Consider the following 24,467-nt stretch of genomic DNA (forward strand, 5'->3'; position numbering starts at 1 on the left):
ACACCAGGTGGGGGGCAGCTTCTACACTGTGCACATCCCTGGAGTGTTGAACATGCTAGATGGCCGAATCCGCGAACAACTCGATCAGCTCCGACACCTGATGGCCGAACAACCCTTCGTGGTGCTGACCGGAGCCGGTATCAGCACGCCCTCGGGCATCCCCGATTACCGGGACAACCAGGGCGTGCGCCGTGGTCGGCAGCCGATGATGTACCAGGAGTTTCTCTCAGCTGCCGAGTCCCGCCGCCGCTACTGGGCGCGGGCGATGCTGGGCTGGCCGCGCGTGCGCCTGGCCCAGCCAAACGTGGCGCACGAGGCGTTGGCCGGTTTGCAAAGCAGCCAGCGAATCAGCGCGCTGATCACTCAGAATGTCGACTCCTTGCACGATCACGCCGGCAGCCATGACGTTATCGAACTGCATGGCAGCTTGCAGCGGGTACTGTGCCTGGATTGCGGGGAGCGCAGCGAGCGCGACTCGATCCAGCACCAGATGGAACAGCGCAATCCTTACCTGGCAGGTGTGGATGCAGTGCAGGCGCCGGATGGCGACACCCTGCTCGACCCTGCTTTCGAAGCGCGCTTCCAGGTGCCGCGTTGCCCCCATTGTGCGGGTGAGCGGATGAAACCGGACGTGGTGTTCTTTGGCGAGAACGTCGCACAGGGAACGGCCGCCAGGGCCATGGCGACGGTTGAGAAAGCCGCTGGATTACTGGTGGTGGGGTCTTCGTTGATGGCGTATTCGGCGTTTCGCTTGTGCCGGGCCGTGGTGGATCAGGGCAAACCGTTGATTGCGATCAATCTGGGCAAGACGCGGGCCGATGAGCTGCTAGACCTGAAGATCGAAGCGTCGTGCGAACAGCTGCTGCCGTTGCTGGCGCAACACCTGTCCACCTGATTTTCCAGGCGCCGGTGGGAGCGGGCTTGCTCGCGAAGGCGTCTGCACATTCGACATTGATGTGGCAGGGAGATCGCCATCGCGGGCAAGCCCGCTCCCACAGTGGAATGGTGGTGGGCGCGGCATTTATGTACGACGCAGATCACTGTGGGAGCCGGGCTTGCCCGCGATGGCGTCTGCACATTCGACATTGATGTGGCAGGGAGATTGCCATCGCGGGCAAGCCCGCTCCCACAGTGGAATGGTGGTGGGCGCAGCATTTATGTAAGGCGCAGACCACTGTGGGAGCCAGCCTGCTGGCGATGGCGTCTGCACATTCGACATTGATGTGGCAGGGAGATTGCCATCGCGGGCACGCCTTGCTCCCACAGGATAGTGGTGGAGGACGCAGCATTTATGTACGGCGCAGACCACTGTGGGAGCCAGCCTGCTGGCGATGGCGTCTGCACATTCGACATTGATGTGGCAGGGAGATTGCCATCGCGGGCACGCCTTGCTCCCACAGGATAGTGGTGGAGGACGCAGCATTTATGTACGGCGCAGACCACTGTGGGAGCCAGCCTGCTGGCGATGGCGTCTGTACATTCGATTGATGTGGCAGGGAGATTGCCATCGCGGGCAAGCCTTGCTCCCACAGGCTAGTGGTGGTGGACGCAGCATTTATGTACGGCGCAGATCACTGTGGGAGCCCGCCTGCTGGCGATGGCGTCTGCTCATTCGACATTGATGTGGCAGGGAGATGGCCATCGCGGGCAAGCCCGCTCCCACAGGGGAGTGGTGGTGGACGCGGCATTTATGTACGGCGCAGAACACTGTGGGAGCCAGCCTGCTGGCGATGGCGTCTGCTCATTCGACATTGATGTGGCAGGGAGATGGCCATCGCGGGCAAGCCCGCTCCCACAGGGTAGTGGTGGTGGACGCGGCATTTATGTACGGCGCAGATCACTGTGGGAGCCAGCCTGCTGGCAATGGCGTCTGCACATTCGACATTGATGTGGCAGGGAGATTGCCATCGCGGGCAAGCCTTGCTCCCACAGGGTAGTGGTGGTGGACGCAGCATTTATGTACGGCGCAGACCACTGTGGGAGCCGGGCTTGCCCGCGATGGCGTCTGCACATTCGATATTGATGTGGCAGGGGGAAGACAGTTGCTCCCACCCTGACGCTCTTCAGCTCATGAGCATCGTTGACTCGCGTTTTCTTCTTTCAGCACATCAAACAACGCCTGCGCCGCCGCTGACAACTCCACCCCAGGCTTGGTCAGCACTCCGATCGCCCGCTCGATCACCGGGTCATGCAGGGTCAGGCAATGCGCACCCAGTTCGCGCATCTGCCCGGCGCACAATGCCGGGACCGCGCTGACGCCCAGCCCGCTGGCAACCATACGCCCCACCGTTGCCAGCTGATGGCTTTCAAACTCCACCGGCAATTTCATTCCACGCGCCTGCAGATGCTCCTCGAGCATCACCCGTACCGTGGACGGGCGCTGCAGGGTGATGAACGGTTCCTGCAGCAGGGTCTCCCAGGTAATATCGTCAAGCCGGGCCAGCGGTGAATCCAGGGACACCACCGCGACGAAGCGATCCATGTACAGCGGTGTGAAGGCCAGCGACGAGCTGGTGGTCGGCTCAAACGCCACACCCAGCTCGACCTGTCGATCCCGCACCATTTCCAGCACCTGCTCGTTGATCACGTCATTTACCGTGACATTGACCTTGGGGTAACGCGCACGAAATGTCTTGAGGATCGGTGGCAACAGGTTGCCGGCAAACGAGGGCATCGCGGCCAGCGTGACTCGCCCGCGTTGCAGGGTGAAGCGCTGGCGCAACTCATCCTCGGCGTTGTCCCAGTCGGCGATCAGGCGCCGCGCCAGGGGCACCAGTGCCTCACCTTCGGCCGTCAGTGCGACGTTGCGGGTGTTGCGCGAAAACAAGCGCCCGCCCAGGCCTTGTTCCAGCGCCTTGATGGTCAGGCTCAGCGCTGATTGCGACAGGTGCAGGCGCTCGCAGGCTACGGCGAAACTCAGACTCTGGGCGACGGCGAGGAAGGCGCGGATCTGTTTGACGGTCATGTCGCTTGGCTCCTGGAATCTCGAGACTTGAGCTGCAAGCTTGTGGGTGCATGGCCTGCGTGCAATGGCGCCCCCGGAATGGCTATCGCGAGCAAGCTTTGCTACCACAGCGCAGAGTGGCCTTGGCAAATGAAAAACTATTAGTGAGTTTTATCTATTAATACTTGCTAAAAATCAACTTAACAAATCAATCTTGCGGCGAGACACTTCAGTCATTCGGCTAGCCAGCCGCCCATAAAGAATAAAAGAGGTGCATATGGCAGGTTTCGACAAACGTGTGAATTCCTACGAGGAGGCGCTGGCAGGTCTCGAAGACGGCATGACCGTCATCGCCGGCGGCTTCGGTCTGTGCGGGATTCCGGAAAACCTGATCGCCGAGATCAAGCGCAAAGGCACACGCGACCTCACTGTGGTGTCCAACAACTGTGGCGTCGACGGCTTTGGCCTGGGCGTGCTGCTGGAAGACCGGCAGATCAGCAAGGTAGTAGCCTCCTATGTCGGCGAGAACAAACTGTTCGAAGACCAACTGCTCAAAGGCGAAATCGAAGTCGTCCTGACGCCCCAGGGTACCCTCGCGGAAAAAATGCGCGCTGGCGGCGCTGGCATTCCAGCCTTTTTTACCGCCACCGGCGTCGGCACACCGGTCGCCGACGGCAAGGAAGTGCGCGAATTCCACGGTCGCCAGTACCTGATGGAAGAGTCCATCACCGGTGACTTCGCCATCGTCAAAGGCTGGAAAGCCGACCACTTCGGCAATGTGATCTATCGCCACACCGCGCAGAACTTCAACCCGCTGGCGGCCACCGCCGGCAAGATCACCGTGGTCGAAGTCGAAGAAATCGTCGAGCCCGGCGAGCTGGACCCGGCGCAGATCCACACCCCTGGCATCTACGTCGACCGGGTCATTTGCGGCACGTTCGAGAAGCGCATCGAACAGCGCACCGTGCGTAAGTGATCACCTGCCCCCGGCCCGAATTGAAGGAATAACAACAATGGCACTTTCCCGCGAACAAATGGCTCAACGCGTCGCCCGCGAAATGCAGGACGGCTTCTACGTGAACCTGGGCATCGGCATCCCGACCCTGGTCGCCAACTACATCCCCGAAGGCATGGAAGTCATGCTGCAGTCGGAAAACGGCCTGCTCGGCATGGGCCCGTTCCCGACCGAAGAAACCATCGATGCCGACATGATCAACGCCGGCAAGCAAACCGTGACCGCGCGCATCGGTGCGTCGATCTTTTCCTCGGCCGAGTCCTTCGCGATGATTCGCGGCGGGCATGTCGACCTGACCGTGCTGGGCGCCTTCGAAGTCGACGTGCAAGGCAACATCGCCTCGTGGATGATTCCCGGCAAGCTGGTCAAGGGCATGGGCGGCGCCATGGATCTGGTGGCCGGTGCAGACAACATCATCGTCATCATGACCCACGCCTCGAAGGACGGTGAGTCCAAGCTCCTGGCGAAATGCAGCCTGCCGTTGACCGGTGCCGGTTGCATCAAGCGCGTGCTGACCGACCTGGCTTACCTTGAAATCGAAAACGGCGCGTTCATTCTCAAGGAGCGCGCACCGGGTGTCAGCGTCGAGGAAATCGTCGCCAAGACCGCGGGTAAACTGATCGTGCCCGATCACGTTCCGGAAATGCAGTTCGCTGCGCAGTGAGGAATAATTCCATGCAAGACGTCGTAATTGTAGCCGCCACCCGTACCGCCATTGGCAGCTTCCAGGGTGCGTTGGCCAATGTGTCCGCCGTGGACCTGGGCGCCGCAGTGATCCGTCAGTTGCTGGCGCAGACCGGGCTCGACCCGGCGCAAGTGGATGAAGTGATCATGGGCCAGGTGTTGACCGCTGGCGCCGGGCAGAACCCCGCGCGCCAGTCCGCCATCAAGGCCGGCCTGCCGTTCACCGTGCCAGCCATGACCCTGAACAAGGTCTGCGGTTCGGGCCTCAAGGCCTTGCACCTGGCCACCCAGGCGATTCGCTGCGGCGACGCCGAGGTGATGATCGCCGGCGGCCAGGAGAACATGAGCCTGTCCAACTACGTCATGCCCGGCGCCCGTACCGGCCTGCGCATGGGCCACGCGCAAATCGTCGACACCATGATCAGCGACGGCCTGTGGGACGCGTTCAACGACTACCACATGGGCATCACCGCCGAGAACCTGGTTGAGCAGTACAACCTGACCCGCGAGCAACAAGACGCCTTCGCCGCGGCCTCGCAACAGAAAGCCTCGGCCGCCATTGAAGGCGGACGTTTTGTCGATGAAATCACGCCGATCCTGATTCCCCAGCGCAAGGGTGAACCGCTGTCGTTCGCCACCGATGAGCAGCCGCGAGCCGACACCAGCGCCGCCGCCCTGGGCAAACTGCGCCCGGCGTTCAAAAAAGACGGTTCGGTGACCGCCGGTAATGCTTCGTCGCTCAACGATGGCGCCGCGGCCGTAATGCTTATGAGCGCGGCAAAAGCCAAAGCCCTGGGGCTGCCCGTGCTGGCAAAAATTGCTGCCTATGCCAATGCCGGCGTTGATCCGGCGATCATGGGCATCGGCCCGGTCTCGGCCACTCGCCGCTGCCTGGACAAGGCCGGCTGGTCGATCGCTCAGTTGGACCTGATCGAAGCCAACGAAGCCTTCGCCGCGCAATCCCTGGCGGTGGCCAAGGACCTGGGCTGGGACATGAACAAGGTCAACGTCAATGGCGGCGCCATCGCCCTCGGCCACCCGATTGGCGCATCGGGATGCCGGGTGCTGGTGACTTTGCTGCATGAAATGATCAAGCGTGACGCCAAGAAAGGCCTCGCCACCTTGTGCATCGGTGGCGGCCAGGGCGTGGCGCTGGCCATCGAGCGGGCGTAAAGCGTTCAACAGGCGGCACGGGGACCCACGAAGAACCGCGCAGCCTGGCAACACACCCGGTGTGACACCTGTCGCACCGGGCTCCACGCATCAACGGTCCCCTGCTCCACATCAACAAAACGATCCCTGAGCTCTACACATCAATCAAACATCTCCCTGTAGGAGCTGCCGCAGGCTGCGATCTTTTGATCTTGTCTGTGTTGGGAGCGCTTGCGAACAAGATCAAAAGATCGCAGCCTGCGGCAGCTCCTACGGGGATCTTGTCTGTGGTGGGAGCGCTTGCAAGCAAAATTGAAAGATCGTCCGATCGCGGCCCGAGCCTGCGGCAGCGCCTACCGGGATTTGGCCACTCCCATCAATTGCTCGCGCAACTGCGGATTGCGTGTTCGCGGGTCCAGCCAGATATCAAAAAACGCCCGGGCGAATGCCGGGTCGTTCACCTCGTGCTGCAAGCGCTGCCCGACGTAAAACCGCGCCCCCTGCCCCGGCAGATACACCCCGGTGATCCGCGTTCCGGCCTGCACATCGACAAATGCCTGTTGCATCTGCCCCTGCCATGCCTCCAGTTGCGCGGCACTCACCGACTCGCCTGACAGGCGCCTGATCTCATCGACGCTGGCCTGAACCAGGTCGTCCCGGGAAATCTTGCGCTGGTAAATGAGTTCAAGGGCAAACGGCTGGTCGCTCGCCAAAGGCTTGGCTGCACTCCACAGGCGGGCGTTATAGACATCAAAGCCAAACCAGCGAAGTTCGCCGGCACCGATGATCCGCGCCCCAGGCAACGACTCCTGCCAGTTGGCCAGCGCATGACCGGCCAACAAGGCCAGCAGCCACAAACTATGACGCAGAATGGATCGGGAGCGATTCATGATGGGCTCGATTCAGCGCAGAGGATGCCCAAAATTTATACGCCAAAACCCAAACTGTACAAGCTTTGAATGTTGTATACAAAAACCGCAAAGCTATACAACAATCCGTCTGGCGCATGCTAACGTGGCAGTCTCACACAGGATGGAGACGCGTGCGTGCTATTGCTCAAACTGCTGGTCATTCCCGGATTTCTGCTACTCATCTCCCTGGCGGGCAAACGCTGGGGCCCCAGCGTAGCCGGGTGGCTGTCAGGACTGCCAGTGGTGGTCGGGCCGATTCTGTTCTTCCTGGCCATCGAACAAGGCGAAGCATTTGCCGCCCGCTCGGCCACCGCCGCGTTATCGGCCATGTTCGCGATGATCGCCTTTTGCGTCACCTATGCCCAGGTCGCACAGCGCAGCAACTGGCCGACCGCGCTGAGTCTTTCGTTAGCCGTGTGGGCCATGTTGGCGGTGATTTTATCGTCGATCCCCGCGTCCCTGGTGTTTTCCACAATCGCCGCTGCGAGCGCGTTGCTGGCGGCGCCTTATCTGTTTCCGTCGGTGCAGCCCGTGATCTCAGGCACCGCCCCCAAGTCTGACAGACTGCTATGGCGCATGGTCGCCGGTGCCCTGCTGACGCTGGCGGTCACCTTGTTGGCAAGTACCGTGGGCGAGCGCTGGAGCGGTCTGCTCGCGGTATTCCCGGTGCTCGGCAGCGTAATGGCGGTGTTCTCCCAGCAAACCCGTGGGCCGGCTTTCACGGCTGCGTTGCTGCGCGCCACGGCGACTGGCATGTATTCGTTTGCCGCCTTTTGCCTGGTCCTGGCCATGGCCTTGCCGACAATGGGCCTCAGCGCATTTGCCCTCGGCGTCGCGGTCTCGGTGGCCATGCTCGGTGTGACCCGACGCCTGCTGGCAAAACCTGCGGTCAGCGTGCGCGCCCAGGCTTGCGACGAGTGACTGGCCGAGCACCGGTACTGGAGTGACTTGCACGCGGCATGGGATGATCGCGTCTGAACCGTTCGCGGCTGACGCGCGACAATCCCTGGAGATTCCGAATGTCATTGTTGAGCAACAAAGCCGTTGTCCTGTTGCTGGCCGTCGCTGCCAGCCTGGGGGCCCTGAATGCTCAGGCGGCCAAGGCCACCAGCAGTTCCGCATCGTCGCAGAAGGTGTCGATGCTGGGCGGCAAGTTCATCTTTACCCTGCCCAAAGGCTTCGTCGCCACGCCATTGCCGGCCAGCTCTTCGGGGGCCAGCGGGACCATGTACGCCAACGAAACCACCAAGACCGTGGTGATCGCCGCAGAAAACACCCTGCCCGAGGGTCTCAAGGTCAAGGACAATGACGGCGCCTTTCTCGACGGCACTGCGGCGGACTTTGACGCGGCGCAGCGCACGGCCCTTCCCGACTACAACAAGTTGAGCGAGAAAAGCCTGACCCTCAAAAGCACCGGCCTGGGTGTGCGCCAGGTTGACAGCACGGCCACCCAGGGGGGTGGGCAAACCCTCAACACCACGCTGATGGCGGCCTCTGGCAGCCACATGGCGGTGGTCCGGGTGATTTCCCGGCCCGGCGACATGGCGGCGCATGAAACCCTGATCAAGCGGATGCTCAGCGGTAAATAAACCTAAGGGTTGAGGCTTTGTAGCCAGGCGTTCAAGTCCTGCATTTCGGCGGCGCTGATGCTGTGACCCACCCCAGGGTAGGCATGAAATTGGGGCTTGAGCGACAGGCTTTGCAGAAGGCTGTTGGCGTCTGTGCCATCGACGTAAGGCAGGCGTTTGTCTGCGGTGCCATGGCCGATGAAGATCGCCAGCTGCTGGCGTTTTTCATCGGGTTTGAGCTCGGTCTTGAGCTCGGTCTTGAGCACCGGCAGGATACGCCCGCTCAGCGCTGCAATGCCTCCCAGCGCCTGCGGATGACGCAGCGCCACCTCGTAGGACATGATCGCACCCTGGCTGAAGCCCACGAGGAACACCTTGTTCGGTGCGGTCCGATATTTGCTGGCGGCCTGGGTGATGAAGTCCAGCAAAACCTGGCTGCTGTTCTTCAGGTCATCGGTTTCGCCGTTGTAGGCACCCTGGCCTTTTTGGCGGAACCACTGGTACCTGCCTTCTTCCATCACCATCGGCGCGCGTACCGACAGGTAATTGTACTGCTCGGGCAATTGATCCTTGATGCCGAACAGGTCCTCTTCGTTACTGCCATAGCCGTGGAGGAAAATCACCAGGGGCAGGTTGCGCGAATCGGCGTGGGTTTGCTCCAGGTATTTGAGCGGCAGATCGGCTTGCAGCGGGGTTTGCGCGTGGACGGCGGCGGACGCCAGGAGTGTCAGCAGAGCGAAAAACTTCAACATAAACCTTCCTTCACAGGTGCAGGATTGGATTGAAGCCTAACACTGTGAGGTATTCGATGTTGTTCAAGCCGCCCTCGCGAGCCCGCTCGCGAAGCGGACTTGCACCCACCGCAGAACCTGGCTATCAGTCGTTGATCAGCTTCCCGATCCGAATCGGCTCGCGCCCCGCCACCTTCGCCTGCCATGTTCCCGGCTGGGTGTACCGCCCGCGATCAATGGCGAACAATACGCCACTGGTCCCGGCACACACCGTGGTAGCCCGATCATTCAACGGGTCCACCACTTCGAACAAAGGATCGCCCTTTTCAACCCACTCGCCCGCTTCGCGCAAAAAACTCACCACGCCATGATGAGGCGCAAACAGATACTCGGTGCCCTCGAACGGCATGCCTTCACAGCATGTGTCCGGTGCTGCCGGCCATTGGCCCTTGATCACACCCTGCTCGCCGAGAAAGCCCAGTATCGCCTCGCAATTGGCCTGTGCCTGATCGACCCGGGTGTCGCCCATGCTCCCCAGTTCCAGGGTGGTGGCCAGGTTGGCAGGTGGAATAGCCGCTTCAGGGAACGCCCGTGCCAGGCGCAACCAGGGCGACGAACAGGACTCGTCGAACGAGCTGCCACCGGAATCTTCGCAGAGCAGCGCCACACCAGCCTGCAATCGCGCTGCGAGGGACTGCCACTGCGGCCAGTGTTGCGGCAAGGCATACAGGTGAATCGCCGCCTCGAAATCGCAATGCAGGTCGAGGGTAATGTCGGCATCGCAGGCATGGCGCAGCAGCAGGCGATGCATGGCTTCGAGTTGCGACATGGGCGCCGGCAAGCCGTCCAGCACCTGGACCATGGCCTGGCGAATCAGGGCGATATTGGCGCCGGCATCGGTGCCCAACCGCTCACCGATCAACTGCCCGACCGGTGCACTCAGTTCGACGAACGAACGGTTGAAGTTCTTGCCGCTGCCCAGTTCAAAGCGGCCCATATGACTGCCTTGCACATGCTGATCGAGGCCAATCGGGTTGGCCACCGGCACCAGTTCGATCACCCCTTGCAGCTGCCCCCGGGCCTCGAGTTCGCCCAGGCGCTTCTTCAATTCCCAGGCGGTACGCATGCCCGGCAATTCATCGGCATGCAGGCTGGCCTGGATGTACACCTTGCGCGTGCCCTCGCCGTAACGAAATACACTGAGGGTGCGTTCGGTGCCCAGGTGGCTCCAGGGCAGTGGATGGTCGATGCGTTGCATGTTGAAGCTCCGTGTCTCTGGATCTGCGCACGTGACAAAAAAAATGGCAACCGCGCTAACGGTTGCCACTTTTTTAAACGGTTTGATTAATGACCGTAAACGTCAAAATCGAAATACTTGTCCTGCACTTGCTTGTACTTGCCGTTGGCGCGAATCTCGGTGATGGCGGTGTTGAATTTTTCCGCCAGTTGCGTATCGCCCTTGCGCACTGCAATACCTGCGCCGCCGCCGAAATACTTGGCGTCTTCGTAGGTGGGGCCGACAAACGCGAAGCCCTTGCCTGCGTCGGTTTTCAGGAAACCGTCGTCCAGGTTGACCGAGTCGGCCAGCATCGCGTCGAGGCGACCGGACACCATGTCCAGGTTGGCTTCCTGCTGCGAACCGTAGCGCACCAGGATGATGCCGGCAGGCTGCAGCACTTCAGTGGCGAAGCGGTCATGTGTACTGGCGCGCAGCACACCGACTTTCTTGCCCTTGAGTTCGGTCAGCGGATCCTTGACCTCGCTGCCCTCCTTCATCACGAAGCGTGCCGGGGTGTGGTAGTACTTGATGGTGAAATCGACGTTCTTCTTGCGGTCGTCGGTGATGGTCATGGACGACAGGATGGCGTCGATTTTCTTGACCTTCAGCGCCGGGATCAGGCCATCGAACTCCTGCTCGACCCAGGTGCATTTGACCTTCATCTGCTCGCACAATGCGTCGCCGATATCCACGTCAAAACCGGTGAGTTTGCCGTCAGGGGTTTTCATGGAAAATGGCGGGTAGCCGGCTTCAATACCGATACGGATCGGCTTGGCGTCATCAGCCACGGCGCCGAGGGACAGCATCGACAGTGCCAGGGCACCGAACATCACTAGCTTCTTCATTCACAACTCCTGTGTGCGGAGGTTTTTATTGGCAGCGTTCGATTGGTCGCTTTCGGTTGGAAAAAACCGAAGTGGCCGGCAGTCTAGAGCGGCTACAAGCCGTTAAATTACGTCCAGGCGACAAATATTTACAAGAACACTGCAAGAATGATCAGCGTGATGATCCAGTGTGGAAGATCCGCGCCAACTGGCCAAATGGCCGGTGGCGCGGTGCACTTATCGGGTTGCTGGCGGGCTCAACATTCGCAGCCAATGCCCGGGGTGACGACGCGCGGCACGGCAACATTCAGGGCAAATCCCTCATCCAGCCATCCGGTCACCCCGCCGATCATCTCCTTGACCGGGTAATCCAGCGCGGCCAGCTTCACGGCAGCCTTGTTCGCGCCATTGCAATGCGGGCCGGCGCAATAGACCACAAACAGGCTGGTTTTGGGGTAGTGCGCCAGGCTTTGAGCCGTCAGCAATCGCCCCGGGATATTGATCGCCCCCGGCACATGACCGCGCTCGAACGCCCGTGGCCCGCGGACGTCGACCAGGATGAAATCCACTTCACCGGCCGCCTGGCTGCCGTAGACGTCGGAGCAATCGGTCTCGAAGGTCAGGCGATTGCTGAAATGCATGAGGGCGATGGCCGAGGGTGCAGCGGGGATTTCACGAACGAGGCTGGTCATGGGCAGTACTCCTGGGTGTTGAGGGGTGTGGGATGACTGTATCGACAGCTCGCTTCGGGCTACAGTGGCGCACAAGACACTTACCGGGAAGTTTCCGCCAAATGCATTCCGCCCCTGGATCGGTCGCGATCCTGGCCTACGATGGCCTGTGCACATTCGAGTTCGGCATTGCCGTGGAGATCTTCGGCCTTGCCCGGCCGGAGTTCGATTTCCCCTGGTACACCCACTGCATTGTCGCCGTGGACCCGGGCCCGATGCGCGCCACGGGCGGTTTCCGGGTGCTGGCCGATGGCGGCATGGAACTGCTGCAAGAGGCCCGCACCATCATCATCCCTGGCTGGCGCGACCGCAGTGCCCCGGTACCCGAGGCGCTGTTGACGGCCCTGCGCCAGGCCCATGCACGGGGCGCACGGTTGTTGTCGATCTGCTCGGGGGTGTTCGTGCTGGCGGCCACCGGCTTGCTCAATGGCCACAGCGCCACCACCCATTGGCGCTACAGCAGCGAACTGGCTGAGCGCTTTCCCGAGATTCTGGTGGACCCGCAGGTGCTGTACGTCGATGCAGGCCAACTGATCACCTCGGCCGGGAGTGCGGCCGGTATCGATGCCTGCCTGCACCTGGTGGCCCGGGACTTCGGTACCCAGGTCGCCAACTCGGTGGCGCGGCGCCTGGTGATGTCGCCGCAACGCACCGGCGGCCAGGCGCAATTCATTCCGGCGCCGGTCAGTGTGGCGGCGCGCAGTGATCTTTCGCGAGTGATGCAATGGGCCCGCGAGCGCGTGCACCAGCCGCTGGAGGTGCGCGACCTGGCCAGTGAAGCGGCCATGAGCGAGCGCACCTTCCTGCGCCGCTTCACCGAAGCCACCGGCCTGTCGCCCAAGGCCTGGCTGCAACATGAACGGGTGGGTCGGGCGCGGGAGTTGCTGGAAGGCACCCGGGAGAATACCGAGCAGATTGCCGAGCGCTGCGGTTACCGCTCGGTAGAAAGCTTCAGGGTGGCGTTTCGCAGTGTCGTGGGGGTGCCGCCATCGGTGTATCGGGAGCGGTTTGGGCGTGGGCTTGCTCGCGAAGGGGCCGGCATGGACGGCGCCTGATTCAAGGCTTGCGCAACAGGTAGGTGTCCATAATCCACCCATTGGCCAACCGAGCCGCCTTGCGCACCCGCTCGATTTCCTGCGCGACGTCCTCGAGCTTGCCGTGGATCAGCAGCTCATCCGGTGTCCCCAGATAAGCGCCCCAGTAAATCTCGGTCTGCGGATCTGCCACCTGGTGGTAGGCATCCTGGGCGTCGAGCATCACCACCAGGCTGTCGGCATCGCTCACCTGCCCCGCCGCCAGACGACGCCCGGTGGTGATTTCGATGGACTGGCCAATGCGATTGAGTGGCACCTTATGCCGGGCGCACAGGGCCTGGACGCTGGTGATCCCGGGGATGACTTCAAATTCGAACTCACAGCAGCCAGAATCGAGGATCGCCTGGAGGATCCTGATGGTGCTGTCGTACAACGCCGGATCGCCCCACACCAGGAAACCCGCGCACTCGTCGTCGGCCATCTGCTCATGGATCAGCCGCTCAAAGGTCGACTGCCTGGCCAGGTTCAGGTCTTCCACGCTGGCCCTGTAGTCCACCTCTCCCCGCTCCCGCTCGGGACTTGGGGCCTCGACGAAACGATAGGCCTTGTGGGTAATGTAGCGCTCGCAGATGTCGCGCCGCAGGTCGATGAGTTTGTCCTTGCTCTGACCCTTGTCCATGAGGAAAAACACATCGGCGCTATTCAGCGCCTTGACCGCCTGCAGGGTGATGTAGTCAGGGTTGCCGGCGCCGATGCCAATCACCAGGAGTTTTTTCATGGCTGCGATTCCTCATGCCCATCGCCTGTTAAACGAAAACGCCAGCGCCCGTTGAACCGCAGCTCGACGATCGACAGCGGTTCAACATCAATCTGGTTAAACGCCGAGCTTTTCAGGGCCCAGGTCAACGCCGCACGAATCACGAATGGATGGGTGACCGCCACTATGTGCCCGGGTGTCGCCTCAAGCGCGGTCAGCCAGGCCGCCACCCGGAGAGTGAGCGCGGCGACCGATTCGCCGCCATGGGGCGCCGAATCAGCATCCTGGAGCCAGGCCTGCAGCGCCTGGGGTTCGGCCTCGTGCACGTCATCAATCTGCGCGCCGCACCACCGACCGAAGTCGCAGTCGCGCAGCGCCTCCACAGTCTCCACTTCACGGCCGAATAAACCAGCGGTTTGCCGGGCGCGCAACTCCGGTGCAGACAGGAGTCTTGACGACGTTTTGAATTGGCGACTGCGGGAACCCTGTGCCGATTGCCAATCCATTTCCAACGGCTCATTTGTAGGAAACCGCGCCAACTTTTGTGCGACGGTTCTCGCATGGCAGATCAAGGTCAAACGGGTCGCCCGCAATTGGGAATGCTCGCTGCAAAAAGTCAGGAAACGGTAACACGCCGCGGCTAGTCTGCAGGCGTTTTCTTGGGTGCAACACGGCAGTGTCTGACACACGGATTGGCAAGTGGCCTACACGAACTACGACCATGTCTGTAGGCCTTTACTGACAGGCCTCACGCCGTGTCCGAGGGAAGCAAAAAGCCCTGAAAAAATCACTAGACAGCCACGGCGCGTTGCATAAATACTGGATTCATCAACTGTGAATTAAACGAAAAAACATCCAGCAGGAGCCCGGATGCCCCCTCTGAATCTTTAGAATAATGATCTCCTTCACCCCGTGACCTTTGTGGCATAGCGCTGCCGGCCTGAGCGCGTTTAACGACTCGCCGCGACCCTGCCAGCGTCGTGAAAACTGAAAAACATGAAGAGTGGCGCCTGATACCGATCAGGTGAGCCGCCCCTGCAATGCGTGGAAACCGACAGTGATAGTCAGGCCGGGTGCTTGTCACCCGACCCTTTGATACAGGAGTGCATCCATGCTGGTCTTGCGTCCAGTCGAATTGAGCGACCTGCCCCAGCTGCAACGACTAGCCCGTGACAGCCTGCCGGGCGTCACGTCTTTGCCCGACGACACCGGACGCCTGCGCGAGCGGATTATCGGATCCTGCGATTCATTTGAAAAAGACGCCGCCGTGCAAGGACCGCAGAACTACTTCTTCGTGCTGGAAGACATCGATACCCAACGCCTGATGGGCTGTTCGGAAATTCTCGCCACGGCGGGTTTCGAAACGCCCTTCTACAGCCTGCGTCACCGGGATTACACCGCCGCCTCGCGGGAACTCAACGTCGAACATGCCGTACCCGCCTTGTCACTGTGTCACGACCTGAGCGGGCACACCTTGCTGCGCGGCTTTCATGTCGAGGCGACCCTGGTCGGGAGCCGGTTCAGCGAATTGCTGTCACGGGCTCGCCTGATGTTCATCGGCGCTCACCGCCATCGTTTTGCCGACTCGGTGATTACCGAGATAGTCGGGTTCAGCGATGATGAAGGCCATTCACCGTTCTGGGACGCGGTGGGTAAACACTTTTTCGACCTGCCCTACACCGAGGCCGAGCGCCTGTGTGGCCTGCAAAGCCGGACCTTCCTGGCGGAGCTCATGCCGCATTACCCGATCTATGTGCCGATGCTGCCCGAGGCTGCGCAGGCGTGCATCGGCCGCATCCATCCCGATGGCCAGGAAGCCTTCGATATTCTCGAACGCGAGGGCTTCAAGACCAATCATTATGTCGATCTGTTCGACGGTGGGCCGACCCTGCATGCGCCTCTTTGCGCCATCCGGTCGGTGGCCCAGGGATTCACTGCCAGCGTCAGGCCGGTTGCCGCCATCGATGCGCGCGGCCGATATCTGGTCAGCAATGATTCGCTGAGGGACTTCCGCGCGATCGTTGCCGACCTGGACGTGCGTGCCGGGCAACCTGTGGCCTTGCCCCCGCAACTGTGCGCCGCGTTGAATGTGCACGCCGGCAGCCTGATCCGCGTGGTCGCGCTGTGAACAGCCTTCGAAGAATCGCCCCAGGACAGACTTCGGGAGCGGCGCAATGATCGTGCGCCCGGTCAGCGCCACCGACTTGCCTGCCCTGCTGGCGCTGGTCCGCCAGGCCGGTCCCGGGTTTACCAGCCTTGCGGCCAACGAAGATCGGCTGGCGCACCGGGTGCGCTGGGCCCGGCGCACCTTTGCCGAGCAGGTCGAACGCGCTGATGCCGATTACCTGTTCGTGCTCGAGGACGACGAGCAGCAAATCGTCGGCGTGAGCGCCTTGAAGGGCGCCGTAGGCCTGCGCGAGCCCTGGTACAACTATCGGGTCGCAATGACACACAGCTCGTCGCCAGACCTGGGGATCGAGCGTCAGATCCCGACACTGGTCATGAATAACGAGATGACCGGGCAATCGGAACTCTGCTCGCTGTTCCTGCATCCCGACCTGCGTTCGAGCAGCAACGGCAGGTTGCTGTCACTGGGACGCTTGCTGTTTGTGGCCGAGTTCACCCATCTGTTCGGCGACAGGCTGATTGCCGAACTGCGGGGGCATGCCGACCTCGATGGCTGCTCGCCCTTCTGGGACAGCCTGGGCCGGCACTTTTTCAGGAAGGATTTCCACCATGCCGACCAGTTGTCCGGCATGGGCAGCAAGTCCTTCATCGCCGAACTGATGCCCCGCCAGCCCCTCTACACCTGCCTGTTGACCGAGCAGGCCCGGGCGGTGATCGGCAAGGCCCACCCGAACACCGAACCGGCGCTGAGGATCCTCACCGCCGAAGGATTTACCCATCAGGGTTACATCGACATCTTTGACGCCGGGCCGGTCATCGAGGCCCCGGTGTCCGACATCCGCACGGTACGCGACAGCCAGGCGCTGACGCTGGCCATCGGCAGCCTGGACGAGCAGGCGCCGCTCTGGCTGATCCACAATCGCCGCCTGGAAAACTGCCGGATTACTGCGGCCCATGGGCAGCAGGTGGACGGCAGCCTGGTGGTCGATCGTCTCACTGCCAAGCGCCTGCAACTGCAACCCGGCGACTCGGTACGCGCCGTGCCACTGGTCGACCCGCTGCGAGAGGCGGCCGCCGCCTGATCGGCCCTGGCAAGGGCTTTGCCAGGGCATTCGGTAAATTCGTCATCATTCTTCCTGCGCTCGCGTGATAGCCTTTTGTTTCTTCGGCGTTGACACTTTTGCTCAAGCCCGTCCATTTCAATGGTGGAACTCATATGTCCAGGCTCTCTCATCAAGATTTACGGCGTAACTTCCGCGAGCTGTTCGCCTCCAATGCCTGCTACCACACCGCTTCGGTGTTCGACCCGATGTCGGCGCGCATTGCCGCAGACCTGGGTTTCGAAGTGGGCATTCTCGGCGGCTCGGTCGCATCGCTGCAGGTCCTGGGCGCCCCCGACTTTGCCTTGATTACCCTTAGCGAGTTCGCGGAACAGGCCACGCGCATTGGCCGCGTCGCTCAACTGCCGGTGATTGCCGACGCCGACCATGGCTATGGCAACGCGCTGAATGTGATGCGCACCATCGTTGAACTGGAGCGCGCGGGAATCTCCGCCCTGACCATTGAAGATACGTTGCTGCCGGCGCAATTCGGCCGCAAATCCACTGACCTGATCACGGTTGCCGAGGGCGTCGGCAAGATCCGCGCGGCGCTGGAAGCCCGGGTTGATTCGGAGATGGCGATTATTGCCAGGACCAACGCCGGCATTCTGCCCGTCCAGGAAATCATCAGCCGAACTCAGCAATATCAACGTGCCGGGGCGGACGGGATTTGCATGGTGGGTGTGCGTGATTTTGATCACCTTGAGCAGTTGGCCGAGCACCTGACTGTGCCGTTGATGCTGGTGACTTATGGCAACCCGCTGTTGCGTGATGACAAGCGCCTGGCCGAGTTGGGTGTGCGGGTGACGATTGATGGGCATGGGGCGTATTTTGCGGCGATCAAGGCGACCTATGACAGTCTGCGTGAGCAGCGGCAGATTTTCACTCAGGCATCGGATTTGAGTGCTACCGAGTTGACCCATACCTATACCCAACCTGAGGAATATATTCGTTGGGCTGAGGAGTTCATGAGCGTCAAGGAGTGACCGAGGCTGGGTTTGCGGCCTCCGGTGCTGCGTAGGAGCCGTGTAGGAGCTGTGTAGGAGCTGTCGAGTGCAACGAGGCTGCGATCTTTTGGCGCTATCCCTGACGTAGCAAAGCTTGCTCGCGATGCGGTTACAGCACCGCGCATCCAAAGTCGCTATACCGAATCCAGCAATTCCCACTCAGACCGGCTGTCATTGCTGCAGATAACCCGATTGCGCCCGGTGGTCTTGGCTTCATACAGCGCCTGGTCCGCATCATTGAGCCACAAGATGGCGTCTGTGTGGGTCGGGTTCAATGCTGCCAGGCCAATGCTCAGGCTGACTCTCAGCGCCGGGTCCTGTTCATGGCCCAATTTCGCAAAACGGTCGCGCAGCACATCCATGGCCGCCGCCGCGCTGCTCAGGGGCAGGTCTGGGAGGATCACGCAGAATTCGTCACCGCCGTAACGCCCGGCCAGGTCGGTTACCCGCAGGTTCTGCCGGAGCATTTTGCTCAGCTGGCGCAGGACGATGTCGCCGGCCACATGCCCGTAAGTGTCGTTGATCGCCTTGAAGTGGTCGATATCGATCAACGCAATCGCCCCGCCCTTGCCCTGCCGGCGGCACCGTTGAAACTCCAGTTCCAGCTGGTCTTTCCAGGCACCATGGTTGAGCAGGCCGGTCAGGCTGTCGGTGCGACTCAACGCCAGCAGCTCACGTTTGTGCTGGCCAAGTGTGTGGGCCTGGCGGAAACAGATCCAGCCTAAAGCCAAAGGATAAAGGCACAGCAGGGGCAAGGAGGCGTACAACTGCAGTTGGCTGGTTTCAGGCACGAAGGCAGGCGCGAAGATCAGCAGGCCGACGCCCAGGCCAAGGATCTGCGCCGCCGTGCCGGCCAGCAGGAAACGCAGCCCGCCAATTGCGACGTTGTTCATGGCCATCATGGAAATGGTCGCGGCGCTGGGCAGCGGATTGAATTGCATGGCGGCGACCCAGAATCCGCCGAGAAAGGCATCCACCAGGAGGTTACGCTGTTCGGCGTGGTAAGGAATTTTCCTGCGTCGGGCCCATTGATAAGCCACGTGTGGCCAGACCAGGCCATTGAATAGCATCAGCGCCCAGACCCAATGCGGCGGATCGAGCGGGTACATGGCTGCGGCCACGCACAACAGGCCCAGGGCCAAGCCTAACGTTCGCGAGGTGTAGAGCCTGCGTGCCAGTGAAAGTCCTTTGACTCCCGATTTTTCCATGGGGCCTCTATGCCACTGAACAGAACCTGCTGACACCTGGGTTGCGTGTGTGCTGAAGTCTATCAGGGCAACGTTAAATAGCCATCACCGGCTGGCGGCCTGAATATCCCGACATTGATGGCAGGCGTGGGCCGAATGTTTGGCTATACATGAAGGGGCGCGCCATCAAAAAAGGAAGTCCATGCAAACCTTTCAAGTGCTGATCATCGGCAGCGGATTCGGCGGCCAGTGCGCGGCGATCAATTTGCTCAAGGCCGGTATCGAAGATTTCCGCCTGCTGGAACGGCGGGATTTCTTTGGCGGGACCTGGTGCCAGAATACCTACCCCGGCGCTGCGGTGGACGTGCCCTCGCCGCTCTATTCCTTGTCATTTGCGCCGTACCGCTGGACGCAGATGTTCGCCGAACAGGCCGAACTGCAACGCTACACCGAGTACGTGATCGAGCATTTCGGCTTGCGGGACAAGGTCGAACTGCAGACCAATGTCGAGCGCATCGAATGGGACGATGACAACCGGCGCTGGGTGGTGCACACCTCGCGGGGGATGTTCCAGGCGCAGTTCCTGATCAATGCCACCGGGCCGCTGAGCCAGCCGGTGGTGCCCCGCTTTGAAGGCCAGGAACGTTTCAAGGGCAAGACGTTTCACACCAACCAGTGGGACCACGCCTACGACTACCGCAACAAACGCGTGGCCATTGTCGGCAGCGGCGCCAGTGCTGCCCAGGTGATCGCGGCGATCGCGCCGCACGTTCAGCAGCTGCATGTGTTCCAGCGCACGCCACACTGGGTGCTGCCCCGGGCAGATCGCCGGTTTGGCCGGTTCCAGCGCTGGCTCCTGGGCCTCAAGCCGGCCTACAAGCTGTTGCGCTGGATGATCTACTGGCAATTTGAAACCCGGGTGATTGCCTTCAAGTACTCCCGGCCGGCGATCCGCCTGGTCCAGCAACAGGCGCTGGGTTTTCTCAAGCGCCAGGTGGCCGATCCCGAACTGCGGCGCAAGCTGACCCCGGATTACGCCATCGGCTGCAAACGGGTGATTGTTTCCAGCACCTTGTACCCGGCGCTCGGGCGCAGCAATGTGACACTGCACAGCCGCGAACAAGGGATTGCCCGTATTGACGAGAGCGGCATCGTGACCAGCGATGGCCAGCACCTCGATCTGGACCTGATCGTCTGGTCCACCGGTTACGACGCCACCGACGGGGTGATTTCCTATCCGGTCTACGGAAAGAACGCGACGCGTCTGCAAGATGTCTGGGCGCAATACCCCCGGGCCTACCTCGGCACCAGCCTGCCGGGCTTTCCCAACCTGTTTATCGTCACCGGGCCCAACACCGGAATCGGCCACACCTCGGCACTGTTCATCATCGAATCGCAGATGAACTACATTCTCGACTGTATCGGCACGTTAAAAAAACAGGGTTTACGCAGCATAGAGGTGCGCCCTGAGGCGGAACGTACCTACACTGAAATGATCCACAGAGAAATGGAGCGCACGGTATGGAAGTCTGGCGGTTGCCACAGCTGGTATCACAGCAAGAGCGGTCATGTAATCGCCATGTTTCCGGGGTTCAGTTTCAGCTATCACCGGCTCACCCGGGCGCTGAAACCCGCCGATCACCTGCTCTCCTGATTCGTTAGATAGAAGGAAGACGCTGATGCTTTTATTGGTTGTCGCTATCGCTGTTTTCGTGGCCTGGAGCTGGTTGAGCTACCCCGCTATCGGTTACTTGCTGTATGACTTGAGCACCGCCATCGAAGCCAAGCTGTACCGGCTGCACAAGATCGTCGTGCCGATCCCCGAAATGACGGTCTCGACCTGGCAAGGTGGGCCATACGAGGCCACCAGCAGCGTGCTGATGCTGCATGGCTACAGCGCCGACAAGAACCTGTGGCTGCGCTTCGCCCGGCATTTTGTCGGCCAGTACCGGGTGATCATCCCCGATATTGCCGGCCATGGCGAAACCGGGTTCAAGGCCGGTGGCGGCTACGACATCCCGCTCCAGGCCAAGCGCATGATCCAGCTGCTCGACGTCTGCGGCGTGGAAAAAGTGCATGTGATCGGCAACTCCATGGGGGGTTACATGGCGGCCTGGCTTGCCGCCCACTACCCGGACCGCATCGCGTCGGTTGCGCTGATCGACCCGGCCGGCGTCACTGCACCGGAGATCAGTGATCTGGAGCGGCAGCTGGGCAAGGGGCATAACCCGTTCCTGATTCATTCCCGGGAGGAATTCCGCCAGTTCTATGCCATGACCATGGCCAATCCGCCCTGGGTGCCGGGGGTGGTGCTGGATGCCTTCGCCCAACGCTATCAACAGTCTCGCGATGAGCTGGAGGAGATCTTCAGGGACTTTCGCGCCAGCCCGCCGATGGAGCCAAGACTGGCCGATATCAAGTGCCCGGCCCTGCTGGTGTGGGGGCGCAAGGACCGGCTGATCGATGTCAGCAGCGTGGCGGTCTGGAGCAAGGGCATTGCCGACCTGCGGGTGGAGATCGGCGAAGGCGTCGGGCATATGCCGATGGTCGAACAGCCCGCACACACGGCGCGACTGTATGGAGAATTTTTGGCATCCCAACGCTCGCACTTGCCGGTCTGACCCCTGTTTGCAGTCCGTGACAGAATGAAGTTCGGAAGATTCTTCGTTTGTCGGGGACGCTGAAGGCTGCGATCTTTTGCCCATCCTTCACGCCAGCGCCAGGAAAACCTTCCATGAGCCATCCGAGCTTCGTCAGCCCCGACCTGATCCGCCAACGCTTCTCCAAAGCGATGTCCGACATGTACCGCGAAGAGGTCCCGCTGTACGGCGCGCTGATGCAACTGGTGGAGCAAACCAACCGTCACGTGCTGCAAAGCGATCCACAAGTGGCCCGGCAACTGGACAGTACCGGCGAAATACAGCGCCTGGACCTGGAGCGCCATGGCGCAATTCGCGTCGGTACGGCTGATGAACTGGCCACTCTGGCCCGCCTGTTTGCGGTCATGGGCATGCAGCCCGTTGGCTACTACGACCTGACCCCGGCGGGGGTGCCGGTGCATTCGACCGCGTTTCGCGCGGTGCACGAAGCCGCATTGCAAGTCAGCCCGTTTCGGGTGTTCACCTCATTGCTACGCCTTGAGCTGATCGAAGATCAGGCACTGCGCACCTTCGCCCAGGCGGTCCTGGATAATCGCAGGATCTTCACCCCGGCGGCGCTGCACCTTATCGAGTGCGCCGAACGCGAGGGCGGCCTCGGCGAAGAGCAGGCGCAACAGTTCGTCGAACAGGCGCTGGAAACCTTCCGCTGGCACCACAGCGCCACCGTCACCGCCGAGCAGTATCAAAAACTCAGCGCCCAACACCGTCTGATCGCCGACGTGGTGGCGTTCAAGGGCCCCCACATCAATCACTTGACGCCACGTACCCTGGACATCGATGTCGTACAGGCACAAATGCCGGACCACGGCATCACCCCCAAGGCGGTGGTCGAAGGCCCACCCCGTCGCCAGTGTCCGATTTTGCTGCGCCAGACCAGTTTCAAGGCGCTGGATGAGCCGATCGCTTTTACCGATCAAGCCGACAGTCGCGGCAGCCACAGCGCCCGCTTTGGCGAAATCGAACAACGGGGCGCCGCGCTCACCCCCAAAGGGCGCGCACTGTATGACCGGCTGCTCAACGCGGCCCGGGATGAACTCGGCGAATTTCCCAACGAGAGCAACGCCGCACGCTACAACGCGTTGATGGAGCGGCATTTCAGCGAGTTTCCTGACACGCTCGAGGGCATGCGCCAGCAAGAGCTGGCGTATTTTCGCTACTTCGTGACGGACAAGGGCCGGGCTGCGGGAGCGCTGCAAACCATGGCGCTGGAGGAACTTCTACGCAATGGCTATCTGCGGGTGGAACCGCTGGTTTACGAGGATTTCCTGCCGGTCAGTGCGGCGGGGATTTTTCAGTCCAACCTTGGGGACGCTGCGCAAAGCCACTACGGTGAGCATTCGAACCGCCACGCCTTCGAGCAGGCCCTGGGACGCTCGACCATTGATGAACTGGCGCTGTACGCCGAAACGCAGCGCCGTTCAATCGAGCAGTGTTTCGCCTGACTTCAGGCCGTGCACCGTAGCTCTTTGGCGAAGGGTTAGCGCAGCTTGGCCAGCAGCGCCTCGGCCACTGCCTCGGAAGACGCCGGGTTCTGCCCCGTCAGCAGCAACCCGTCAGTCACCACGTAACTGGCCCAGTCGTCGCCCTTGGAGTAGAGGCCACCGTTGGCCTTGAGCACGTCCTCAACCAGGAACGGTACGACATCGGTCAGTTGCACCGCCTCCTCCTCGGAGTTGGTAAAGCCCGTCACCCGCTTGCCCTTGACCAGCGGCTGGCCGTCCGCGCCCCTGACGTGACGCAACACACCCGGCGCATGGCAGACGGCCGCGACCGGTTTTCCAGCCTTGTAGAACGCTTCGATCAGTGCGATCGACACCTTGTCTTCGGCAAGGTCCCACAGCGGGCCGTGGCCGCCGGGGTAAAAAACCGCATCGTAGTCCTCGGCCCTGGCGCTGCTCAGCAACGCGGTTGAAGCCAGGGCGGATTGCGCCGCAGGATCCTTGCGAAAGCGCTCGGTGGCGGCGGTCTGCGCATCCGGCTCGTCGCTTTTGGGGTCCAGCGGCGGCTGACCGCCCTTCGGTGACACCAGGGTCAACTGGGCACCGGCGTCCTTGAAGGCAAAATAGGGTGCAGCGAATTCTTCCAGCCAGAAACCGGTTTTCTTGCCGGTGTCACCCAACTGGTCGTGGGACGTCAGAACCATCAGGATTTTCATGTTGTAGCCGCTCCGGGTCGATGTGCCTGTTTCATTGACCATCAGCCCGGTCGGTTCGTTTCAGTCCCAACGGTGCAATTTTCAATTGTGCAAACCAGGCAATCTACAAGTAGAGATGACACTCGGAATTTAACGACAAAAAAGAGCGACCCTGTGAACGCCGCATAACCTGGCAATGACTGATGAAGAGGGGTTCGCCCAGTGCAATGGCCTTGGCAATCCATGCACTGGTAAAGAGCCATGACACTGGGCGAACGAACTCTATTTTAATATAGGTTTGAAGATAAATCGCCGAAACCAACATGAAATTTATCGACATTATATTTAACAGGATGTCACTTTAAATATCATGCAACCCAATTCTCGAATTCACCGTCCGACCAATAAACTTACTGTCAGAACTGTGTGAAAGTTATATTTGAATAATCATCAGGAATTGTCAGCCGTCTCCTGCGCCGTCGATTCCCCGCTGGCGGTGCCTTTGCCTTGTTCCTTGCGGCGATTGGGGTCGGTGGGCCGCAACGCATCATTGTCGCGCTCGACTTCCCCGGGTGGCCGGGGCTCGTCAGGGTGTTCCGTTTCGGTTACCGGTTTCATTGCT

The 24,467-nt window shown here is 61.1% G+C and carries 24 protein-coding genes; 13 read left to right on the plus strand and 11 right to left on the minus strand.

Annotation, left to right across the window (positions count from 1 at the left end):
* The first annotated feature begins 52 nt into the window (after positions 1 to 52).
* A complete protein-coding gene (locus HYI44_RS01305; RefSeq protein WP_225568552.1) occupies positions 53 to 895 on the plus strand; it encodes an NAD-dependent protein deacetylase in 843 nt (280 codons plus the stop codon).
* Positions 896 to 2,068: 1,173 nt separating this feature from the next.
* Here the strand turns inward: HYI44_RS01305 and HYI44_RS01310 are convergent.
* A complete protein-coding gene (locus HYI44_RS01310; protein ID WP_225568553.1) occupies positions 2,069 to 2,965 on the minus strand; it encodes a LysR family transcriptional regulator in 897 nt (298 codons plus the stop codon).
* Between the two features lie 256 nt (positions 2,966 to 3,221).
* Between HYI44_RS01310 and HYI44_RS01315 the strand changes: the two genes are divergently transcribed.
* From HYI44_RS01315 to HYI44_RS01325, 3 genes are read left to right on the plus strand one after another with little or no spacing between them, the layout of a single operon-like run.
* Positions 3,222 to 3,920 carry a CoA transferase subunit A gene (locus HYI44_RS01315; protein WP_122839163.1) on the plus strand — a complete coding sequence of 233 codons (699 nt, stop codon included), beginning with the start codon at positions 3,222 to 3,224 and terminating at the stop codon, positions 3,918 to 3,920.
* Between the two features lie 37 nt (positions 3,921 to 3,957).
* Positions 3,958 to 4,623, plus strand: coding sequence for a CoA transferase subunit B (locus HYI44_RS01320; protein ID WP_045060542.1), 666 nt, complete (start codon positions 3,958 to 3,960; stop codon positions 4,621 to 4,623).
* An 11-nt stretch (positions 4,624 to 4,634) separates the two neighbouring features.
* A complete protein-coding gene (locus HYI44_RS01325; protein ID WP_225568554.1) occupies positions 4,635 to 5,816 on the plus strand; it encodes an acetyl-CoA C-acetyltransferase in 1,182 nt (393 codons plus the stop codon).
* Between the two features lie 332 nt (positions 5,817 to 6,148).
* On the opposite strand, the gene HYI44_RS01330 is transcribed toward HYI44_RS01325, so the two are convergent.
* Complete coding sequence (locus tag HYI44_RS01330; RefSeq protein WP_225568555.1) at positions 6,149 to 6,685, minus strand: chalcone isomerase family protein; 537 nt, start codon at positions 6,683 to 6,685, stop codon at positions 6,149 to 6,151.
* Positions 6,686 to 6,841: 156 nt separating this feature from the next.
* Between HYI44_RS01330 and HYI44_RS01335 the strand changes: the two genes are divergently transcribed.
* Positions 6,842 to 7,627 carry a hypothetical protein gene (locus HYI44_RS01335; RefSeq protein ID WP_122839166.1) on the plus strand — a complete coding sequence of 262 codons (786 nt, stop codon included), beginning with the start codon at positions 6,842 to 6,844 and terminating at the stop codon, positions 7,625 to 7,627.
* 98 nt (positions 7,628 to 7,725) lie between these two features.
* Entirely contained in the window at positions 7,726 to 8,295 is a 570-nt protein-coding gene (locus HYI44_RS01340) for a hypothetical protein (RefSeq protein ID WP_122839167.1), read from the plus strand.
* Between the two features lie 2 nt (positions 8,296 to 8,297).
* On the opposite strand, the gene HYI44_RS01345 is transcribed toward HYI44_RS01340, so the two are convergent.
* The 4 genes from HYI44_RS01345 to HYI44_RS01360 form a co-directional block, all read right to left on the minus strand.
* Positions 8,298 to 9,026, minus strand: a complete 729-nt coding sequence (locus HYI44_RS01345; RefSeq protein WP_201148961.1) for an alpha/beta hydrolase — start codon at positions 9,024 to 9,026, stop codon at positions 8,298 to 8,300.
* 124 nt (positions 9,027 to 9,150) lie between these two features.
* On the minus strand, positions 9,151 to 10,263 hold the full coding sequence (locus tag HYI44_RS01350; RefSeq protein ID WP_225568556.1) for a succinylglutamate desuccinylase/aspartoacylase family protein: 1,113 nt from the start codon (positions 10,261 to 10,263) through the stop codon (positions 9,151 to 9,153).
* A gap of 86 nt (positions 10,264 to 10,349) precedes the next feature.
* Entirely contained in the window at positions 10,350 to 11,129 is a 780-nt protein-coding gene (locus tag HYI44_RS01355; RefSeq protein ID WP_045059728.1) for an ABC transporter substrate-binding protein, read from the minus strand.
* 236 nt (positions 11,130 to 11,365) lie between these two features.
* Positions 11,366 to 11,800 (minus strand): rhodanese-like domain-containing protein, encoded by a 435-nt coding sequence (locus tag HYI44_RS01360; RefSeq protein ID WP_225568557.1) that lies wholly within the window; start codon positions 11,798 to 11,800, stop codon positions 11,366 to 11,368.
* Between the two features lie 101 nt (positions 11,801 to 11,901).
* Here HYI44_RS01360 and ftrA point away from each other — a divergent pair, with 101 nt between their 5' ends.
* Positions 11,902 to 12,894, plus strand: coding sequence for a transcriptional regulator FtrA (gene ftrA, locus HYI44_RS01365; protein WP_225568558.1), 993 nt, complete (start codon positions 11,902 to 11,904; stop codon positions 12,892 to 12,894).
* A 1-nt stretch (position 12,895) separates the two neighbouring features.
* Here ftrA and cobF read toward each other — a convergent pair whose 3' ends face one another.
* Positions 12,896 to 13,651 (minus strand): precorrin-6A synthase (deacetylating), encoded by a 756-nt coding sequence (gene cobF / locus HYI44_RS01370; RefSeq protein WP_225568559.1) that lies wholly within the window; start codon positions 13,649 to 13,651, stop codon positions 12,896 to 12,898.
* Positions 13,648 to 14,223 carry a histidine phosphatase family protein gene (locus tag HYI44_RS01375; protein WP_225568560.1) on the minus strand — a complete coding sequence of 192 codons (576 nt, stop codon included), beginning with the start codon at positions 14,221 to 14,223 and terminating at the stop codon, positions 13,648 to 13,650. The genes cobF and HYI44_RS01375 overlap by 4 nt, the downstream gene beginning before the upstream one ends.
* A 518-nt stretch (positions 14,224 to 14,741) precedes the next feature.
* Here HYI44_RS01375 and HYI44_RS01380 point away from each other — a divergent pair.
* The 3 genes from HYI44_RS01380 to HYI44_RS01390 all read left to right on the plus strand — a co-directional run bounded on the left by HYI44_RS01380 (position 14,742) and on the right by HYI44_RS01390 (position 17,843).
* A complete protein-coding gene (locus HYI44_RS01380) occupies positions 14,742 to 15,758 on the plus strand; it encodes an arginine N-succinyltransferase (protein ID WP_225568561.1) in 1,017 nt (338 codons plus the stop codon).
* Between the two features lie 46 nt (positions 15,759 to 15,804).
* On the plus strand, positions 15,805 to 16,839 hold the full coding sequence (astA, locus tag HYI44_RS01385) for an arginine N-succinyltransferase (protein ID WP_225568562.1): 1,035 nt from the start codon (positions 15,805 to 15,807) through the stop codon (positions 16,837 to 16,839).
* A 134-nt stretch (positions 16,840 to 16,973) separates the two neighbouring features.
* Positions 16,974 to 17,843: an isocitrate lyase/PEP mutase family protein gene (locus HYI44_RS01390; protein ID WP_122839176.1), complete on the plus strand. Its 870-nt coding sequence runs from the start codon at positions 16,974 to 16,976 to the stop codon at positions 17,841 to 17,843.
* A gap of 155 nt (positions 17,844 to 17,998) precedes the next feature.
* Here HYI44_RS01390 and HYI44_RS01395 read toward each other — a convergent pair whose 3' ends face one another.
* A complete protein-coding gene (locus HYI44_RS01395; RefSeq protein ID WP_225568563.1) occupies positions 17,999 to 19,072 on the minus strand; it encodes a diguanylate cyclase in 1,074 nt (357 codons plus the stop codon).
* A gap of 181 nt (positions 19,073 to 19,253) precedes the next feature.
* Between HYI44_RS01395 and HYI44_RS01400 the strand changes: the two genes are divergently transcribed.
* The 3 genes from HYI44_RS01400 to HYI44_RS01410 all read left to right on the plus strand — a co-directional run bounded on the left by HYI44_RS01400 (position 19,254) and on the right by HYI44_RS01410 (position 23,153).
* Positions 19,254 to 20,705: a flavin-containing monooxygenase gene (locus HYI44_RS01400; protein ID WP_225568564.1), complete on the plus strand. Its 1,452-nt coding sequence runs from the start codon at positions 19,254 to 19,256 to the stop codon at positions 20,703 to 20,705.
* A gap of 25 nt (positions 20,706 to 20,730) precedes the next feature.
* On the plus strand, positions 20,731 to 21,672 hold the full coding sequence (locus HYI44_RS01405; RefSeq protein WP_045059717.1) for an alpha/beta fold hydrolase: 942 nt from the start codon (positions 20,731 to 20,733) through the stop codon (positions 21,670 to 21,672).
* A 113-nt stretch (positions 21,673 to 21,785) separates the two neighbouring features.
* Positions 21,786 to 23,153, plus strand: a complete 1,368-nt coding sequence (locus tag HYI44_RS01410; RefSeq protein WP_225568565.1) for a VOC family protein — start codon at positions 21,786 to 21,788, stop codon at positions 23,151 to 23,153.
* Positions 23,154 to 23,188: 35 nt separating this feature from the next.
* Here HYI44_RS01410 and HYI44_RS01415 read toward each other — a convergent pair whose 3' ends face one another.
* Both HYI44_RS01415 and HYI44_RS01420 read right to left on the minus strand, forming a co-directional pair.
* A complete protein-coding gene (locus HYI44_RS01415; protein WP_225568566.1) occupies positions 23,189 to 23,866 on the minus strand; it encodes a type 1 glutamine amidotransferase domain-containing protein in 678 nt (225 codons plus the stop codon).
* Positions 23,867 to 24,295: 429 nt separating this feature from the next.
* Positions 24,296 to 24,463 (minus strand): hypothetical protein, encoded by a 168-nt coding sequence (locus tag HYI44_RS01420; protein ID WP_163019417.1) that lies wholly within the window; start codon positions 24,461 to 24,463, stop codon positions 24,296 to 24,298.
* Positions 24,464 to 24,467 lie beyond the last annotated feature (4 nt).

The organism is Pseudomonas sp. Y24-6 (genome assembly GCF_020295325.1).
In the GTDB taxonomy this organism is placed as follows: Bacteria; Pseudomonadota; Gammaproteobacteria; order Pseudomonadales; family Pseudomonadaceae; genus Aquipseudomonas; species Aquipseudomonas gregormendelii.

What these genes read in the sequence shown, in the direction of transcription:
- HYI44_RS01420 (WP_163019417.1), bottom strand. Translation starts at nt 24,463, where the DNA reads ATGAAACCGGTAACCGAAACGGAACACCCTGACGAGCCCCGGCCACCC.
- HYI44_RS01410 (WP_225568565.1), top strand. Translation starts at nt 21,786, where the DNA reads ATGAGCCATCCGAGCTTCGTCAGCCCCGACCTGATCCGCCAACGCTTC.
- HYI44_RS01355 (WP_045059728.1), bottom strand. Translation starts at nt 11,129, where the DNA reads ATGAAGAAGCTAGTGATGTTCGGTGCCCTGGCACTGTCGATGCTGTCC.
- HYI44_RS01310 (WP_225568553.1), bottom strand. Translation starts at nt 2,965, where the DNA reads ATGACCGTCAAACAGATCCGCGCCTTCCTCGCCGTCGCCCAGAGTCTG.
- HYI44_RS01415 (WP_225568566.1), bottom strand. Translation starts at nt 23,866, where the DNA reads ATGAAAATCCTGATGGTTCTGACGTCCCACGACCAGTTGGGTGACACC.
- HYI44_RS01395 (WP_225568563.1), bottom strand. Translation starts at nt 19,072, where the DNA reads ATGGAAAAATCGGGAGTCAAAGGACTTTCACTGGCACGCAGGCTCTAC.
- ftrA (WP_225568558.1), top strand. Translation starts at nt 11,902, where the DNA reads ATGCATTCCGCCCCTGGATCGGTCGCGATCCTGGCCTACGATGGCCTG.
- HYI44_RS01390 (WP_122839176.1), top strand. Translation starts at nt 16,974, where the DNA reads ATGTCCAGGCTCTCTCATCAAGATTTACGGCGTAACTTCCGCGAGCTG.
- astA (WP_225568562.1), top strand. Translation starts at nt 15,805, where the DNA reads ATGATCGTGCGCCCGGTCAGCGCCACCGACTTGCCTGCCCTGCTGGCG.
- HYI44_RS01380 (WP_225568561.1), top strand. Translation starts at nt 14,742, where the DNA reads ATGCTGGTCTTGCGTCCAGTCGAATTGAGCGACCTGCCCCAGCTGCAA.
- HYI44_RS01305 (WP_225568552.1), top strand. Translation starts at nt 53, where the DNA reads ATGCTAGATGGCCGAATCCGCGAACAACTCGATCAGCTCCGACACCTG.
- HYI44_RS01350 (WP_225568556.1), bottom strand. Translation starts at nt 10,263, where the DNA reads ATGCAACGCATCGACCATCCACTGCCCTGGAGCCACCTGGGCACCGAA.
- HYI44_RS01320 (WP_045060542.1), top strand. Translation starts at nt 3,958, where the DNA reads ATGGCACTTTCCCGCGAACAAATGGCTCAACGCGTCGCCCGCGAAATG.
- HYI44_RS01360 (WP_225568557.1), bottom strand. Translation starts at nt 11,800, where the DNA reads ATGACCAGCCTCGTTCGTGAAATCCCCGCTGCACCCTCGGCCATCGCC.
- HYI44_RS01325 (WP_225568554.1), top strand. Translation starts at nt 4,635, where the DNA reads ATGCAAGACGTCGTAATTGTAGCCGCCACCCGTACCGCCATTGGCAGC.
- HYI44_RS01340 (WP_122839167.1), top strand. Translation starts at nt 7,726, where the DNA reads ATGTCATTGTTGAGCAACAAAGCCGTTGTCCTGTTGCTGGCCGTCGCT.
- HYI44_RS01345 (WP_201148961.1), bottom strand. Translation starts at nt 9,026, where the DNA reads ATGTTGAAGTTTTTCGCTCTGCTGACACTCCTGGCGTCCGCCGCCGTC.
- HYI44_RS01315 (WP_122839163.1), top strand. Translation starts at nt 3,222, where the DNA reads ATGGCAGGTTTCGACAAACGTGTGAATTCCTACGAGGAGGCGCTGGCA.
- HYI44_RS01330 (WP_225568555.1), bottom strand. Translation starts at nt 6,685, where the DNA reads ATGAATCGCTCCCGATCCATTCTGCGTCATAGTTTGTGGCTGCTGGCC.
- HYI44_RS01400 (WP_225568564.1), top strand. Translation starts at nt 19,254, where the DNA reads ATGCAAACCTTTCAAGTGCTGATCATCGGCAGCGGATTCGGCGGCCAG.
- cobF (WP_225568559.1), bottom strand. Translation starts at nt 13,651, where the DNA reads ATGAAAAAACTCCTGGTGATTGGCATCGGCGCCGGCAACCCTGACTAC.
- HYI44_RS01405 (WP_045059717.1), top strand. Translation starts at nt 20,731, where the DNA reads ATGCTTTTATTGGTTGTCGCTATCGCTGTTTTCGTGGCCTGGAGCTGG.